The organism is Capnocytophaga cynodegmi (genome assembly GCF_002302475.1).
GTDB lineage: Bacteria > Bacteroidota > Bacteroidia > Flavobacteriales > Flavobacteriaceae > Capnocytophaga > Capnocytophaga cynodegmi.
Map to the genome: position 1 here is coordinate 1,469,826 of NZ_CP022378.1, position 14,453 is coordinate 1,484,278.

The 14,453-nt window shown below is 34.3% G+C and carries 15 protein-coding genes; 12 read left to right on the top strand and 3 right to left on the bottom strand.

Features of this window, described 5'->3' with window-relative positions; all coding sequences use genetic code 11:
• Positions 1-14: 14 nt before the first annotated feature.
• The 3 genes from CGC48_RS06460 (at position 15) to CGC48_RS06470 (ending at position 3,128) form a co-directional block, all read left to right on the top strand.
• On the top strand, positions 15-608 hold the full coding sequence (locus tag CGC48_RS06460) for a ribonuclease HII (protein WP_098028923.1): 594 nt from the start codon (positions 15-17) through the stop codon (positions 606-608).
• Between the two features lie 27 nt (positions 609-635).
• Positions 636-1,685: an endonuclease/exonuclease/phosphatase family protein gene (locus CGC48_RS06465; RefSeq protein WP_098028924.1), complete on the top strand. Its 1,050-nt coding sequence runs from the start codon at positions 636-638 to the stop codon at positions 1,683-1,685.
• 147 nt (positions 1,686-1,832) lie between these two features.
• Complete coding sequence (locus tag CGC48_RS06470; RefSeq protein WP_098028925.1) at positions 1,833-3,128, top strand: Na+/H+ antiporter NhaC family protein; 1,296 nt, start codon at positions 1,833-1,835, stop codon at positions 3,126-3,128.
• Positions 3,129-3,244: 116 nt separating this feature from the next.
• Here the strand turns inward: CGC48_RS06470 and alaS are convergent, their stop codons facing one another.
• Together alaS and CGC48_RS06480 are read right to left on the bottom strand one after the other, a co-directional pair.
• Positions 3,245-5,881, bottom strand: a complete 2,637-nt coding sequence (gene alaS, locus CGC48_RS06475) for an alanine--tRNA ligase (protein ID WP_098029782.1) — start codon at positions 5,879-5,881, stop codon at positions 3,245-3,247.
• A 129-nt stretch (positions 5,882-6,010) separates the two neighbouring features.
• A complete protein-coding gene (locus CGC48_RS06480; RefSeq protein ID WP_098028926.1) occupies positions 6,011-7,069 on the bottom strand; it encodes a glycosyl hydrolase in 1,059 nt (352 codons plus the stop codon).
• A 351-nt stretch (positions 7,070-7,420) separates the two neighbouring features.
• On the opposite strand from CGC48_RS06480, the gene CGC48_RS06485 reads away from it, so the two are divergent.
• The 9 genes from CGC48_RS06485 (at position 7,421) to CGC48_RS06520 (ending at position 13,457) form a co-directional block, all read left to right on the top strand.
• On the top strand, positions 7,421-8,071 hold the full coding sequence (locus CGC48_RS06485) for a hypothetical protein (protein WP_098029783.1): 651 nt from the start codon (positions 7,421-7,423) through the stop codon (positions 8,069-8,071).
• Between the two features lie 91 nt (positions 8,072-8,162).
• Positions 8,163-8,603, top strand: a complete 441-nt coding sequence (locus tag CGC48_RS06490) for a TlpA family protein disulfide reductase (protein ID WP_157909878.1) — start codon at positions 8,163-8,165, stop codon at positions 8,601-8,603.
• 89 nt (positions 8,604-8,692) lie between these two features.
• On the top strand, positions 8,693-8,890 hold the full coding sequence (locus CGC48_RS06495) for a hypothetical protein (RefSeq protein ID WP_098028928.1): 198 nt from the start codon (positions 8,693-8,695) through the stop codon (positions 8,888-8,890).
• A 159-nt stretch (positions 8,891-9,049) separates the two neighbouring features.
• Entirely contained in the window at positions 9,050-9,442 is a 393-nt protein-coding gene (locus tag CGC48_RS06500; protein ID WP_098028929.1) for a hypothetical protein, read from the top strand.
• A gap of 10 nt (positions 9,443-9,452) precedes the next feature.
• A complete protein-coding gene (locus tag CGC48_RS11845; protein ID WP_232780464.1) occupies positions 9,453-10,037 on the top strand; it encodes a cysteine peptidase family C39 domain-containing protein in 585 nt (194 codons plus the stop codon).
• The gene (locus CGC48_RS06505; protein WP_232780465.1) at positions 10,009-11,598 is read left to right on the top strand and encodes a peptidase domain-containing ABC transporter; all 1,590 of its coding nucleotides are present in this window, start codon (positions 10,009-10,011) and stop codon (positions 11,596-11,598) included. The genes CGC48_RS11845 and CGC48_RS06505 overlap by 29 nt, the downstream gene beginning before the upstream one ends.
• Positions 11,599-11,752: 154 nt before the next feature.
• A complete protein-coding gene (locus tag CGC48_RS06510) occupies positions 11,753-12,730 on the top strand; it encodes a M23 family metallopeptidase (RefSeq protein ID WP_018278312.1) in 978 nt (325 codons plus the stop codon).
• A 3-nt stretch (positions 12,731-12,733) separates the two neighbouring features.
• The gene (locus tag CGC48_RS06515; RefSeq protein ID WP_018278313.1) at positions 12,734-13,063 is read left to right on the top strand and encodes a MerR family transcriptional regulator; all 330 of its coding nucleotides are present in this window, start codon (positions 12,734-12,736) and stop codon (positions 13,061-13,063) included.
• 28 nt (positions 13,064-13,091) lie between these two features.
• Complete coding sequence (locus CGC48_RS06520) at positions 13,092-13,457, top strand: arsenate reductase family protein (RefSeq protein ID WP_098028930.1); 366 nt, start codon at positions 13,092-13,094, stop codon at positions 13,455-13,457.
• On the opposite strand, the gene CGC48_RS06525 is transcribed toward CGC48_RS06520, so the two are convergent.
• Complete coding sequence (locus CGC48_RS06525; RefSeq protein ID WP_098028931.1) at positions 13,443-14,423, bottom strand: LuxE/PaaK family acyltransferase; 981 nt, start codon at positions 14,421-14,423, stop codon at positions 13,443-13,445. The two genes, CGC48_RS06520 and CGC48_RS06525, sit on opposite strands and share 15 nt — an antisense overlap.
• Positions 14,424-14,453 lie beyond the last annotated feature (30 nt).

The window sequence follows — 14,453 nt, forward strand, 5'->3', positions numbered from 1 at the left end:
AAAGAGTTAAAAAGATGCAGTTGTATTATCATACACATAATGAGGCAGGTACAGATGAAGCAGGGAGAGGTTGTCTTGCAGGTCCTGTTACGGCTGCTGCGGTAATTCTTCCGAAAGATTTTAAAAATGATTTGCTGACAGATTCTAAACAACTTACTGAAAAACAGCGATTATTTTTGAAGCCCATCATTGAAAAAGAAGCAATTTGTTATGCGGTCGCACACGTTTTTCCTGCTGAAATAGATGAAATCAATATTTTGCGAGCGTCTATTTTGGCAATGCACAAAGCTTTGGGGCAACTCTTCAAAAAACCTGAATTTATTGCTGTTGATGGGAATAGATTTGTTAAATTTAGTGATATCCCTCACGCCTGTGTGGTAAAAGGAGATGCTAAAATACAAACAATTGCTGCGGCTTCTGTTCTGGCTAAAACGTATCGCGATGCCTATATGGAGCAAATAGATGAAGAGTTCCCAATGTATCAGTGGAAGAAAAACAAAGGATACCCTACAATTGCCCACCGAAAAGCAATTGAAAATTATGGAATTACACCTTATCATAGAAAAACATTCCAGTTGTTGCCTTCACAGTTGAAATTAGAATTTTAAAATAAATTAGCGTTTTAAAAATATAATATGAAAAAATATTACAATTCACTTTTTGTTACATTTTTGTTGTTAATGTTGCTAAAAGTACAGGCACAAGAAAAGAAATTTATGGTCAGAACAATCGCCTTTTACAATGTAGAAAACTTATTTGATACAATTAACGACCCTCGAAAGTTTGATGATGACCGCACTCCTGAAGGTGCAGACCGCTGGACTTCAAAGGTTTATAATGACCACGTGCAGAAAATTGCAAAGGTAATTTCGGAAATAGGAAGCGATGTGACTAAACAAGCTCCTGATATTGTGGGATTGTGCGAGGTTGAAAATCAAAATGTTATAACTGATTTGATAAACACGGATTATCTTAAAAAGTACAATTACGGTATTGTTCATTATGATTCTCCTGATAGTCGAGGCATTGACGTAGCTCTAATCTACAAAAAAAATATATTCAAACCGACCTCAACTTCAAAACATCATTTGGAAATTTACGAAGTAGATGGCAAACGTAGGTACACACGCGACCAACTTTTGGTGAGTGGAATGTTTGATGGTGAACCGATGCATTTTATTGTAAATCACTGGCCTTCAAGAAGTGGTGGAGAGGCCGCAAGTCGTCCTAAGCGGGAAGCTGCGGCAACGCTGAATAAAAAAATAATTGATTCACTTTTGGTAGAAAATCCTGATGCAAAAATCTTGAGTATGGGAGACTTTAATGATGACCCAACCAATACAAGTTTCAAAAAAATACTCAAGACTGAAGGAAAGAAAGAAAGAGTGAAATCTGGAGGGTTGTATAATCCAATGGAAGAAATGCTTAAAAAAGGGATTGGTTCTCTGGCATATCAAGATGGTTGGAATTTGTTCGATCAAATTTATTTCACTCAAGAACTTTTAAAAGAAGATAAATCAACCTATCGATATTGGAAAGCTGGTGTGTTTAATAAACCTTATTTGGCAAATCAAAAAGGACGCTATAAAGGGTATCCTTTCCGGAGTATGTCCAACGGAAATTATACTTGGGGCTATTCCGACCATTTTCCTGTTTACCTTTATCTAATTAAAGAAAAGAAATAAGCTAAAAGAAAGTTCAAAAGATAGAAATGTTTTTGAACTTTCTTTTTTTGGAAAATTTTAATGTGTAAGATATTTTTATTGGAAAAATATTTTGTTTTTCTCAAATAACATATATTTTTGCACCTTGAAATTTTATTTCCGTATTAGATGGCTTTTAAAAAAGAACTTGGTGTTATTTCGATTATCCCCCTCTTGGTTTTTGTTGCAATTTTCTTGGGCGGAGGGATTTACCTCAATGATTTTTACTCGTTACCAACACCTTTGGTAGCTTTAGTAGGTGTTGTTGTGGCACTGTTGATTTACAAAGCATCTTTTACAGAAAAAATAAACATCTTCTTCAAAGGAGCTGGAGACACTAATGTGTTGACAATGTGTGTTATTGTCCTTTTTGCGGGAGCCTTTGCTACTGTTGCAAAAGCCTCTGGAAGTGTGGATAGCATTGTCAGTTTAGGAATATCATACATTTCACCGAAATATTTTCCGATAGGTGTATTTGTAATAGCTTCATTTTTATCATTTTCAACAGGAACTTCTGTAGGTACAATCACAACATTAGCTCCTATTGTGATTAGTCTGGCAGGACAAAGCGATTTGAATGCTTCTTTGTTAGGAGCTTCCTTACTTTCTGGTGCAATGTTTGGTGATAATCTTTCATTGATTTCCGATACAACCATAGTGGCAACACAAACAATGGGTTGCAAAATGAATGAAAAGATGAAAGCAAATGCACGAATAGCATTTCCAGCAGCAATACTGACCATAGTTACCCTATTGTTTTTAGGAAATTCTCAGGCAAAAGAGATAATTATTGAAACACAAAAAGATTTTAATGTTGTTTTAATATTACCTTATTTGGCTGTGGTTGTATTGTCGCTTTTGGGTGTAAATGTTTTTGTTTCCTTGTTTTTGGGTGTTATTTTTTCCGGAACGCTGGGTATAATCTACGGGAATTTTAGTTTTCTTGGGTTTGTAAATCATACATATCAAGGTTTTACGGATATGTCTGAAATTTTTCTTCTGTTCTTTTTTACTGGTGGATTGGCGGCATTGGTGGAACACTTTGGAGGAATTCAATTTATGATGAAATTTATCCAAAAGCATATAAAATCGCCAAAAACAGCATTGTTTGGAATGGGGACTTTGGTAGGTACAACTGATTTTTGTGTGGCAAATAACACAGTTTCAATCCTGATAGTTTCGAAAGTTTCTAGAAAGATAGCCAATCAATTTCAGATTTCAGGCAGAGATGCGGCGTCTGTTTTGGATATTTTTTCGTGTTACGTACAAGGTATTATTCCGTACGGAGCACAAATTATAGCATTAATTGAACTCAGTAAAGGAGCAATTAGTTATCCCGATGTGGTTGTTTATGCTATTTATTTACATTTGTTATTGCTTTCTGCATTGGTGTATATTTTCGTCAGAAAATATGAAAAAGTTTGATTTTGAGTCTATATTCTTGGATTGAAATATCTGAGAATTCTTATTTTTATAAGAGGTAAATATTTAAAAACAAAAAACACGAGATAAAATCTCGTGTTTTTTGTTTAATTTAAATTCTATTTTACGTAGTTTTCAACTTCTTTTAAAGCCTCCTCAATACCTGCTGGATTTTTACCTCCTGCTGTGGCAAAGAAAGGTTGTCCGCCTCCGCCTCCGTGAATGTATTTGCCTAATTCGCGAACTACTTTCCCTGCATCTAATCCTTTTTCAGAGACTAAATCTTTGGATATGTAGCACAATAACAGAGCTTTGCCGTCTTCTTGCTCAGAACCAAATAAAATAAAGGCGTTGGGCACTTCATTTCCTAATTGGAAAGCAAGGTCTTTTAAATTGGCAATGTCTAAATTCACTTTTTGCGACAGAAAAGCTATTCCGTTTACCTCCTTAAATTCATTTTTTAGGTTAGATTTGAGGTTTTTAGCTTGTTCTTTCTTTAAATTTTCAAGTTCTTTTTGCAGACGTGTGTTTTCTTCTTGCAGATTTTCAACAGCTTTAAGCGGGTCTTGTGCGTTTTTCACTAATTGACGAAGTCGGCTTACTATGGCTTCCTGTCCTTTGAAGTACGCCAAGGCTGCTTCTTGTGTGATGGCTTCAATTCGGCGAATTCCTGAAGCTACTGCTCCTTCCGACAAAATTTTAAAATACCAAATATCTCCCGTATTTTTCACGTGTGTTCCTCCACAAAGCTCTTTGCTCTCGCCAAACTGAATCATACGAACCTTATCGCCATATTTTTCTCCAAAAAGAGCCATCGCTCCAGCATCCATCGCCTGTTGTATAGGAATGTTGCGGTGTTCCTGCAAGTCTATTTTTTGCTGAACTCGCTCATTGACACGTCTTTCAATCTCTGTGATTTCCTCTTGAGTAAGTTTCTGAAAATGAGAAAAGTCAAAGCGAAGATGTTTTAAATCGACCAACGAACCTTTTTGCTCCACGTGCGTTCCTAAAACCTCGCGAAGTGCTTGATGCAAAAGGTGTGTCGCTGAGTGATTTGCTTGTGTAAAGGCTCTTCCTAACGGATGTACTTCCGCTTTGAAAGGGTCGTTGAGATTGTCTGGCAAAGTCTCAGAAATATGAATAATCAGGTTGTTTTCTTTCTTAGTATCAACAATATAGGTAATACCACCATTTGCCGATTGTAACGTACCTTTATCACCTGCTTGTCCTCCACCTTCTGGATAAAAAGGCGTTACATTGAAAACCAATTGATAGAAAGTTCCATCTTTTTGGCTTTCTACTTTCCGATATTTTACCAAACGAACGATAGCCTCCAACGTGTCATAACCAATGAATTCCTCTTCTTCATCGTCACGTAAAATCACCCAATCATCGGCTTTTACCTGTGCAGCAGCTCGGGAGCGTTCTTTTTGTTTTTGAAGATTTTTCTCAAAGCCTTTTTCGTCCAGCGTTAAGCCTTTTTCAGAAAGAATGAGAGCCGTAAGGTCGATAGGAAATCCATAAGTGTCGTAAAGTTCAAAAGCCTTGCTTCCAGAAAGTTGATTGTCCGAAATGTTGTTTATCATCACGTCGAGCATCAACAATCCTTGCTCTAAAGTACGCAAAAAAGAGGCTTCTTCTTCTTTGATAACATTTTCTACCAAAACTTGCTGTTTTTCAATCTCTGGGAAAACTTCACCCATCTGTAAAGCTAAAGTTTCCACCAATTTGTAGATAAAAGGCTCTTTTTGATTTAAGAAAGTGAAACCATATCGGATAGCACGACGCAAAATACGACGAATAACATAACCTGCACCGTTGTTGGAAGGTAACTGTCCGTCGGCAATGGCGAAAGAAACGGCACGAATATGGTCGGCAATTACGCGAATGGCAATATTGATTTGGTCTTCCTCAGTGGAAACATTATTTCCTTTGATGTATTTATGTTGTGTAATTTCTTCAATCCGTTGAATGATAGGAGTAAAGACATCGGTATCATAGTTAGATTGCACGCCTTGCAAAACCATACAAAGTCGCTCGAAGCCCATTCCTGTATCCACGTGCTGAGCAGGTAACTTTTCGAGTGAGCCGTCGGCTTTGCGATTGAACTCCATAAACACATTATTCCATATTTCGATGACCTGAGGGTGGTCTTGATTGACCAAATCACGCCCCGAAATTTTGCTTTTCTCGCTTTCTGAACGTAAATCCACGTGGATTTCAGTACACGGACCACACGGACCTTGGTCGCCCATCTCCCAAAAATTATCTTTTTTATTTCCAAGAAGAATGCGGTCTTCAGCGATGAGTCCTTTCCAAATATCGAATGATTCTTGGTCAAAAGGAACATTATCTTCTTTACTTCCCTCAAAAACAGTTACGTATAAGTTTTTCTTTGGAATTTTGTAGACTTCAGTTAGCAATTCCCACGCCCACGCAATCGCCTCCTTTTTGAAATAATCGCCAAATGACCAGTTGCCCAACATCTCAAACATTGTGTGATGATAGGTGTCTTTCCCAACTTCTTCTAAATCATTGTGTTTTCCAGACACGCGAAGACATTTTTGAGTGTCGGCGATACGTTTACTTTTGGGTTTTCCATTACCTAAAAAATATTCTTTGAACTGGTTCATACCTGCGTTGGTGAACATCAGTGTGGGGTCGTTTTTGATAACCATAGGTGCAGAAGGTACAATCAGATGCCCTTTGCCCTCAAAAAATTTCAAAAATTGCTTTCTGATTTCTTGTGAAGTCATAAATTTATATGTGTTTTTTTGAATGTCTTGATTTTCGTGCAAAAATAGAAATTATTTACAAATTATTTTGTAATTCAACAAAATGATTTGATGAAAGTGAGGCTAAATAAAGATTGATTTTACTTGCTTTTATATATCCTGTCGGCTAATTACATAAGGTTGCGACATAGCATTAATCCAGAAGTCGTCGCTACATCTCACATTTACTGCTTCTTTACCTTCATTGAAAAGATAGTCGTACCAAGGCATAAAGTAAAGCCAACGTGTACCATTTGTCCATTGCTCTTCAATTGAAGCTTGTTTTTTAATGATTGTTCTTCCAGCTAGTAAATTTCCACATTCGCTAAGGCTTATCATTTTTTTCTTATGTGAATTTCTTATTTGCAACCAATTGTTGTGATTTTGAGAAGCATTTTTTCCATAAAGATCTTTTCCTATGATATCGACATAGTCGTCACCTGGATACCAATTGTAATCATAACTCTTTTCGGTAGTCCAAACCCATATCAGGTTGTGGATTCCTTTGTTCTGAAGATAATTGTATGTGTATTTCCATAAACGAACGTACATTTCTGCACCTTCTTTTCCCCACCAAAACCAAGCCCCAGATGCTTCGTGGAAAGGTCGCCACAAAGCAGGTATGTTTGCAGATTGTAATTTGAGTAATGTACTACAGACTTTATCCAGTTGTTCGTGGAAAAAACGACTCTCCCAAGTGTTTGATAGAAAAATATTAGAAATTTTGAACTTGGTATCCGATTTGTAAGTGTAAGTTTCGGAATTTTCAGATGTTGGGACATAAAAATGCCACATAAGAGAAACAATTCCTCCTGCATTTGCCCAGTCTTTTGCAGGAGTAATATCCGAGTAATCAATCCAATCCGAAGGAGAATGGTGAATATGAATGAAATCGAAGCAATTCATTGCAGGATATTTTCCAGTGAGTTTGTAAACGTTTTCGGCTTCCTTTGTGTTCCAGTTAACGTTTGCCATTGTTGAAGAAAGTATCTTTTTTCCATACACCGAACGGAGGTATTTGTATAAAGCTTGAGCTTGTTCAGAGGCTTGGTTATCAGAAAGGTTGGGGGCTATTACCTCTGTGGTTTCGTTGCTGATATTTTCTTTAGAACAAGATTTAAAAAGAAATGATAATAACATAATGATGAATAAATAAATTATTAGTCTCATTGTGGAAATTTGTCGCTTTTATATTTGACAAAACTACACAAAAATCTTTAAATATGTTTGATTTTAAGTTGATTGAAAAAATCAAAACAGAAAATATTTCGTTTGAAAACTCGTTTTTTCTATTTATGATAAATATATGATGTTTGCGGTAATATATTTGTAATCAATTTTTTAAGTGTTTGTTTTCGGGGATTTTTCTAGTAAAAAGAGTTTCTATTTTCGAAGTTGTAAAAACATTTATGTTAAATAATTTTAAAATTAAATAATAGTCGTTATATTTATCCAATAAAGTTTTGACTTTAAAAAAGTGAGTTTTTGTATTTATGGGATATTTAACTTATGATTTTGCGTATGAGTTTGAAAATCAATAGTAATTATGCTAGTACAATAGCATTCATAGCACTTTGCTTTTTTTACTTTTTCTTAACTTGGTTGTCAGAGTTTTTTTTGAATACCCAAGAGTTGTTGTTGTCTTCTCTTTCAGAGCAGCTCACAACAGAGCAAATTGAAAAAGTTCTAGATTTTCAAAATAAATGGCAATGGGTGAGATATCTTGCTATGCCTGTTTTATTGCTTTTAAAAATCAGTGTAGTGGCTCTATTGCTTGATATTGGTTGCTTTTTCTTTAATAAAAAACTCTTGTATAAGCAACTTTTTGATATTGTATTGAGGGCAGAGTTTATATTTCTATTAGTTCCTGTCCTAAAAATAGGTTGGTTTTACTTTTTCCAAAAAGATTTTACGTTAGAAGATTTGCAATTTTTTTATCCTCTATCAGCATTGAACATTACAGGGTATCAAGGAATAGATATTTGGTTTATTTACCCTTTTCAGGTGCTAAATCTTTTTGAGGCATTTTATTGGTGGTTTTTGGCTCATCAGTTGGATAAAATATTTAACGAGCAGAAAGAAAAAGGGCTTAGCATCGTGGCAAGTGGCTATGGTGTAGGGTTGCTTCTGTGGATAGTAGGGGTGATGTTCTTTACATTAAACAATGCGTAAGACTATGAACAAAAATTCAATTATTAAGAAAGTTATTTCATCGCTGGTTATCTGCTTTTTAGGGGTTATGAGCTACAAGATGTATCAAAAAATGAGTCACAAAAAGCAAGTAGCACAACAGATAGCTATGCTCCCAGCGTTTTCGTTCACTGATTTGGAAGGGAATACGTTTACTAACAATAATTTGAAGGAAAACATAGCGACGATTTTTGTGTATTTCAATAGCGAATGTGATTATTGTTTGCACGAAGCTCAAAGTATTCAGAAAAATTTATCACAATTTGATGAAGTATACTTTGTTTTTGTTTCAATTGAACCTATTGAAAACATTAAAAAGTTTGCCCAAGAGCAACAACTTTTAGGCGTTGAAAACGTTACTTTTTTGCAAGATGCCTCATTTGTGTTTTCACAAAAGTTTGATGCCAACAGGATTCCGTATCTATTAATTTATAATAAGAGTAAAAAGTTGATATACAAACATAAAGGACAAATAAAAGCTGAAACTATTTTGCGAGTTTTAGAAAAACAATAACATCTTTTTTAAAAAGAGAAGCAAAAGCCGGCTTGCGGATACTTTTTGAAAATGATATAACTGATTATTAACTAAATATTTTTAAAACAATGAAAAGATTAGAAATTAAACAAATGGAAAATGTGCAGGGGGGATTAGAATGTGATAGATACCAAAACAGAGTGATGGCAGTAGCAGGAGCTGCCGCTACTGTATTAGGTTTTTTTGGACCAATAGGTGCGATGATAGCTGGACCTACCGCAGTAGGAGCCGCTGTTTATGGAATATATTGTGCTTTTAAAGAATAAAAAATCATTTTGTTTATAGTTAGTTGCTAACTATATCAGTAAGATAAAGTTTTACAATTCTAAAATAATTTTATGAATTACCTAATATTTATTTTTTGATTTGATAAATGTTAGCAACTAACAAATGAATAGTGTTATAAAATTAAAAATATTAATGATATGATTTTAAAAAGAAGTATATTTCCTTTGTCCAAAATAACTGTTTGTATAAATGGTGAAGATATATTGCTTAGTCCAAAAGGTAAAAAAAATTATTATTTAAAGGAAGTGGTAAGTAAATATAATATTGAAGTAAAAACACCATTGTTGTTTGGAAAAACTACAATCGAAACTGAGAGTCTCACTAATAGTTCTACAATTTATATAAAAAGTTCCATATCAGATAAATATTATTTGATAGGAGGTGCTATTTCGTTATTATTTTGTATTTTATTATTTTTTGATATGATGCCAATTTTGATATTTAGTTTGGTTTTATTATTATATTTCATTCCAATTATTTATTTTACATTTATTAAACCAAATAAATATTTTGTAATTGAAATAAATTAATCATATTCAGATGCTCAACCAAAAACAGATTACCAAAACTTTTGTATTACAACACGACCAAAGTGATTGTGGTGTGGCGTGTCTGCTTTCTCTTATTCGTTATTATGGCGGAAACAATTCATTAGAAAAACTTCGTGAAATTAGTGGCACCACACGGCAAGGCACTACGCTTTTAGGTTTGTATCAAGCTGCCAATCAGTTGGGCTTTTTAGCCGAAGGCAACGAAGCTGACACGCAAGCCTTGATTGACCACGGCGAGCCTGTGATTCTGCACGTTGTCATTGAAGAACGTTTACAACATTATGTGATTTGTTATGGCTATCAAAACGGAAAATTCTTAATCGGCGACCCTGCCAAAGGCATTAATGAGCTTTCTCCTAATGAATTGGATAAAATATGGATTTCTAAAACCTGCTTGGTACTTTCGCCTACGGAAACTTTCCAAAAAGAAGAAATCACGAAAAAATCGCAACGTAATTGGTTTTATGGACTAATAAAAGAAGATGTTAAACTTCTTGTTATTAGCTCACTACTTGGTGTGGTGATTGCTGTTTTTGGGTTTGGCAATGGCTGTTTTTTCGCAAAAACTCATTGATGATATTCTCCCTGCTAAAAACGTAACGAAACTAATTTCAGGAATTGTACTTTTGGCTATTTTACTCTTGGCTCGAACGGGGATTTCCGTGCTTCGTGAGTATTTTCTACTTCGCCAATCCAAAGATTTTAACAATCGCATTAACAATCAATTTTTTACAAATCTGTTGTCACTTCCTAAACCCTTTTTCGATACACGCAAAATTGGGGAGTTAATAGCTCGTTTGAACGATACACAACGTATTCAGCGAGTTATCAAACAACTTGTTGGGAGTTTAGCAATAGATGTTTTGGTAGTGATTATTACGATTGCATTTCTGTTTTACTATTCTTGGGAAATAGGACTTTTATCTGTTTTGACAATGCCAATTTATTTCTATATTATTTATCGTAGCAACAGCAAAATCATTCAATCACAAAAAGAAGTTATGCAGGGTTATGCTCTTACTGAAAGTAACTATATTGCTTCTTTACAGGGCATTATGGATATTAAGGTGAATAATAAACAAACTGTATTTTCAAAACTAAATGCTGTTTTGTTTGGTAGTTTTCAAGGTAAAATCTTCCAATTAGAAAAAATTAATATTCATCTTTCGTGGCAATCGGGCGTAGCAAGTATTTTATTTTTAATAGGTGTGTTGATTTACACATCATTACAGGTACTAAACGAAAAAATGCAAGTTGGTGAACTTATGGCAATCATCACAATGGCGGGTTCTTTGCTTCCTTCCGTGTTGAATTTGGCTCTCATAACAATTCCAATTAATGAAGCTAAAATTGCTTTCTTACGAATGTACGAATTTTCGTCAATTGTTCCCGAAAAAAGTGAAGGTACTAATATTTCAGATGTCCAACACATTGAGATAAAAAATATTGCTTTTCGATTTGTTGGAAGAAAACAAATTTTATCGGATGTAAACCTACATCTTCAAAAAGGAAAAGTAACAGCCATCATTGGTGAAAGTGGTTGTGGAAAAAGTACTTTAGCACAGATTCTGTTACAATTCTATTTACCCGAAAAGGGAGAGATTATAATCGATAATTGCTTATTACAAGATATTTGTTTGAAAAGTTATCGTGGTTTGGTTGGCTTCATTCCACAAGAAATAGCTATTTTCAATGGAAATGTAATAGACAATATTACATTGGGAGAAGAAGTTTCTATTGAAGAAATAAATTTATTTCTTCACAAATATGGTTTTGACACCTATTTCAATGAATTCCCACAGGGATCATTCACTCTTTTAGGCGAAGAGGGAATTAATTTGTCTGGTGGGCAAAAACAATTGATTTCATTCGCCCGAACACTATTTAAAAATCCTAAATTACTTATATTGGATGAATCTACATCTGCTATGGATAGAAATACAGAGCATTTCTTTTTATCTGTTTTGCAAAAAATAAAGCCAGAGAAAATAATATTATTTATATCTCATAGGTTGCATTCTCTTCCTAAAATTGCTGACGAAATTTGCATTCTGGAAAACGGAAAAATTGAGTTCTCTGGTAATCATAATGAATTAATGGAATTCAGTAATTTCTATAGTGATTTTTGGAAATAATTTTTTTACTCTGTAAATGTCTTCAAGTCGGTTAAAAAATCAAACAGAAAATGTTTCGTTTTTCAATTTGTTTGAAAAAATTTTTACCTTTGTGAAATCTGACAGGTTTTTTTGAGAGAAACTAATCATCGGATTTTTATCACAACTAAGAAAGATGAAAAAAATTAAATATTATTACGACCCAGAAACACTTTCCTACAAGCGGATTATCAGTAGGAAACGCACCAAAGTTCGGAATGTCCTTCTTTTTTTAACGGCTTCGGCGCTTTTTGGAGGTATTGCAATGTTTTTGATGGTCAATACGAGGTTTCTTTACACTCCTCGAGAAGTTTCCTTACAACGAGAAATAAAGCAATATGAAACCAATTTTCAGATTTTAAACAAGAAAATGGAGCATATGGAGGAGGTTTTGGCAAATATCCAAGAACGCGATAACAATATGTATCGGCTTTATTTTGAGGCAGCACCTATTCCAGAAGAACAAAGACGCAGTGGGTTTGGCGGTGTAAATCGGTATGAACATCTGGAAAATTACGATAATTCGAAGTTGATTATTAGCACAACGAAACGACTTGAAATACTTCAAAAACAATTGGTTGTTCAGTCAAAATCGTTAGATGAAATAGCCGATTTATCCAAAGAAAAAGAAAAATTCTTGTCTTCAATTCCTGCGATACAACCCGTTGATAATAAGGATTTAACCAGAATGGCATCGGGGTTTGGTTGGCGTAACGACCCGTTTACCAAAGCTCGTAAATTTCACAACGGAATGGATTTTACAGCTCCGCAAGGGACACCCATTTATGCGTCAGGTGATGGGGTGGTTTTTCGTGCTGATGATGCCTCTTCGGGCTACGGAAAGCACGTGCGTATTGACCACGGCTATGGTTATGTGACTCTATACGCTCATTTGCACGAATACAAAGTGAAAGTTGGTCAGAAAGTTAAGAGAGGGGATATGATTGGTACTGTGGGAAATACAGGACGTTCACAGGCTCCGCATTTGCATTACGAAATCATCAAAGATGGAGAACACATCAACCCAATTCATTTCTATTACGGAAATTTAACTCCAGATGAGTACGCTGAAATGATTCGTGTTTCTACACAAGAAAATCAATCAATGGATTAACAAATGGAAATTAACTTACCTGATAAATTATACTATACCATAGGTGAGGTTGCAAAAGCTTTCGATGTAAATGCTTCTTTAATAAGGTTTTGGGAAAAAGAATTTGAAATTATCAATCCTAAAAAAAATGCCAAAGGAAGCCGAAAGTTTTCCCCTGATGATGTGAGGAAATTGCAACTAATCTATCATTTAGTAAAAGAGCAAGGACATACTTTGGAAGGAGCCAGACAAAAACTTCAAGAAAATACACAAAAAACATTTTCCAACTACGAAATTGTTGAAAAATTGGAGCGTGTTAAACAAATGTTGATATACCTGAAAGAGTCTTTTTAAATGAATTATTATTTTAAAATCAATCGTTTTGAATAAAATATACTACCTCAGCACTTGCGATACTTGCAAACGTATTTTAAAAGAATTAGATCTTCCTGAAGGGGTTGATTTACAAGATATTAAAAAGAATCCAATTTCGGAAAGTGAGCTTGACTTTCTGAAAAATACTATTGGAAGCTATGAAAAACTTTTTAATAAACGTTCACAACTTTATAAGCAGCGAAATTTAAAAGACCAAAATCTTACTGAAAATGATTACAGAAATCTAATTTTGGAACACTACACTTTTTTGATTCGTCCTGTCATAATTATTGATAATCAGGTTTTTGTGGGGAATTCTCCGAAAGTAATTTTAGAGGTAAAAAATAAACTTCAAAGTTTACATAACCAATAAGTTACAACCTCTTATATCAGCATTGTCAAATCTTCCTAAAATTTCAAACGTGTTGTCGTTGTACACCTTTCCTAAATCTTGGGTAGCAATGAAACTACAGGAATGTATATTGGCTAAGTCAATGATATTCATTCCGCCACTTTTTCCATTTGGGAGGAAAGATAAAGCATCGTTGGTATCTCGAATTAGAATTTTAAGCCAAGGAACGGTTTTGAAAATGCCTTTTCCAGAGGAGTATCCTTGCGAAAGTAATTCTGTCATTCCGTATTCAGAATGAATCTGTTGTGTTCCAAACCCATCACATAAAATTCGATGTAATTCCTCTCTGATAAGTTCCTTTCGGCGCCCTTTCATTCCACCAGTTTCCATTACAATTGTGTTTTTCAATTGAAATTGATGTTTTTCAGTCAAATCCAACAACGCAAAGGAAACGCCTATTAGCAATGTTTTCTGTCCTTTTTTGTCTAAATCATCAAGAATTTCAGCTAATTTGTCCAATTTGTACAGATAGAATCCGCTATTTGTGTTGTTTGATTTCTTGATGAGGTCTTCCACCATATAAATTAACGAAGAACCAGACCGTTCCAAATAGGAGGGAAGAAGAGCCAAAATTACATATTCTGATGGCTTTCCGTAGAATAATTCAAATCCTTTTCGGAAACTTTTTTCGTAAACAGAAATATCTTTCACAAAATGTTTGGAAGTGTTACTACCTGTGGTTCCGCTACTTGTAAATATTTGTTGTTCTGTATTCTTTCCGCAAAAAATTCGTTTCGATTTAAAAAATTCAATAGGTAAGAAAGGAATATCATAAACAGAATGCACATTGGCAGGATTCTTTTTTAAATAAGAACAGAATTCTTTGTATACTTCATTATTTTTGAATTGATAATCAAATATTTCTAAAGATATTTCTTCAAATTCTTTATCTGTTTTAATAGAAAAAATGCGTTCCTCAAGTTTCATTTTTGGTTTGAAAAGAATTATTCTTTTGCA

Bases quoted from the DNA above. Each gene is read 5' to 3' on its own strand.
- CGC48_RS06460 (WP_098028923.1), top strand. From the start codon at position 15: ATGCAGTTGTATTATCATACACATAATGAGGCAGGTACAGATGAAGCA.
- CGC48_RS06465 (WP_098028924.1), top strand. From the start codon at position 636: ATGAAAAAATATTACAATTCACTTTTTGTTACATTTTTGTTGTTAATG.
- CGC48_RS06470 (WP_098028925.1), top strand. From the start codon at position 1,833: ATGGCTTTTAAAAAAGAACTTGGTGTTATTTCGATTATCCCCCTCTTG.
- alaS (WP_098029782.1), bottom strand. From the start codon at position 5,881: ATGACTTCACAAGAAATCAGAAAGCAATTTTTGAAATTTTTTGAGGGC.
- CGC48_RS06480 (WP_098028926.1), bottom strand. From the start codon at position 7,069: ATGAGACTAATAATTTATTTATTCATCATTATGTTATTATCATTTCTT.
- CGC48_RS06485 (WP_098029783.1), top strand. From the start codon at position 7,421: ATGAGTTTGAAAATCAATAGTAATTATGCTAGTACAATAGCATTCATA.
- CGC48_RS06490 (WP_157909878.1), top strand. From the start codon at position 8,163: ATGAGTCACAAAAAGCAAGTAGCACAACAGATAGCTATGCTCCCAGCG.
- CGC48_RS06495 (WP_098028928.1), top strand. From the start codon at position 8,693: ATGAAAAGATTAGAAATTAAACAAATGGAAAATGTGCAGGGGGGATTA.
- CGC48_RS06500 (WP_098028929.1), top strand. From the start codon at position 9,050: ATGATTTTAAAAAGAAGTATATTTCCTTTGTCCAAAATAACTGTTTGT.
- CGC48_RS11845 (WP_232780464.1), top strand. From the start codon at position 9,453: ATGCTCAACCAAAAACAGATTACCAAAACTTTTGTATTACAACACGAC.
- CGC48_RS06505 (WP_232780465.1), top strand. From the start codon at position 10,009: ATGGCTGTTTTTTCGCAAAAACTCATTGATGATATTCTCCCTGCTAAA.
- CGC48_RS06510 (WP_018278312.1), top strand. From the start codon at position 11,753: ATGAAAAAAATTAAATATTATTACGACCCAGAAACACTTTCCTACAAG.
- CGC48_RS06515 (WP_018278313.1), top strand. From the start codon at position 12,734: ATGGAAATTAACTTACCTGATAAATTATACTATACCATAGGTGAGGTT.
- CGC48_RS06525 (WP_098028931.1), bottom strand. From the start codon at position 14,423: ATGAAACTTGAGGAACGCATTTTTTCTATTAAAACAGATAAAGAATTT.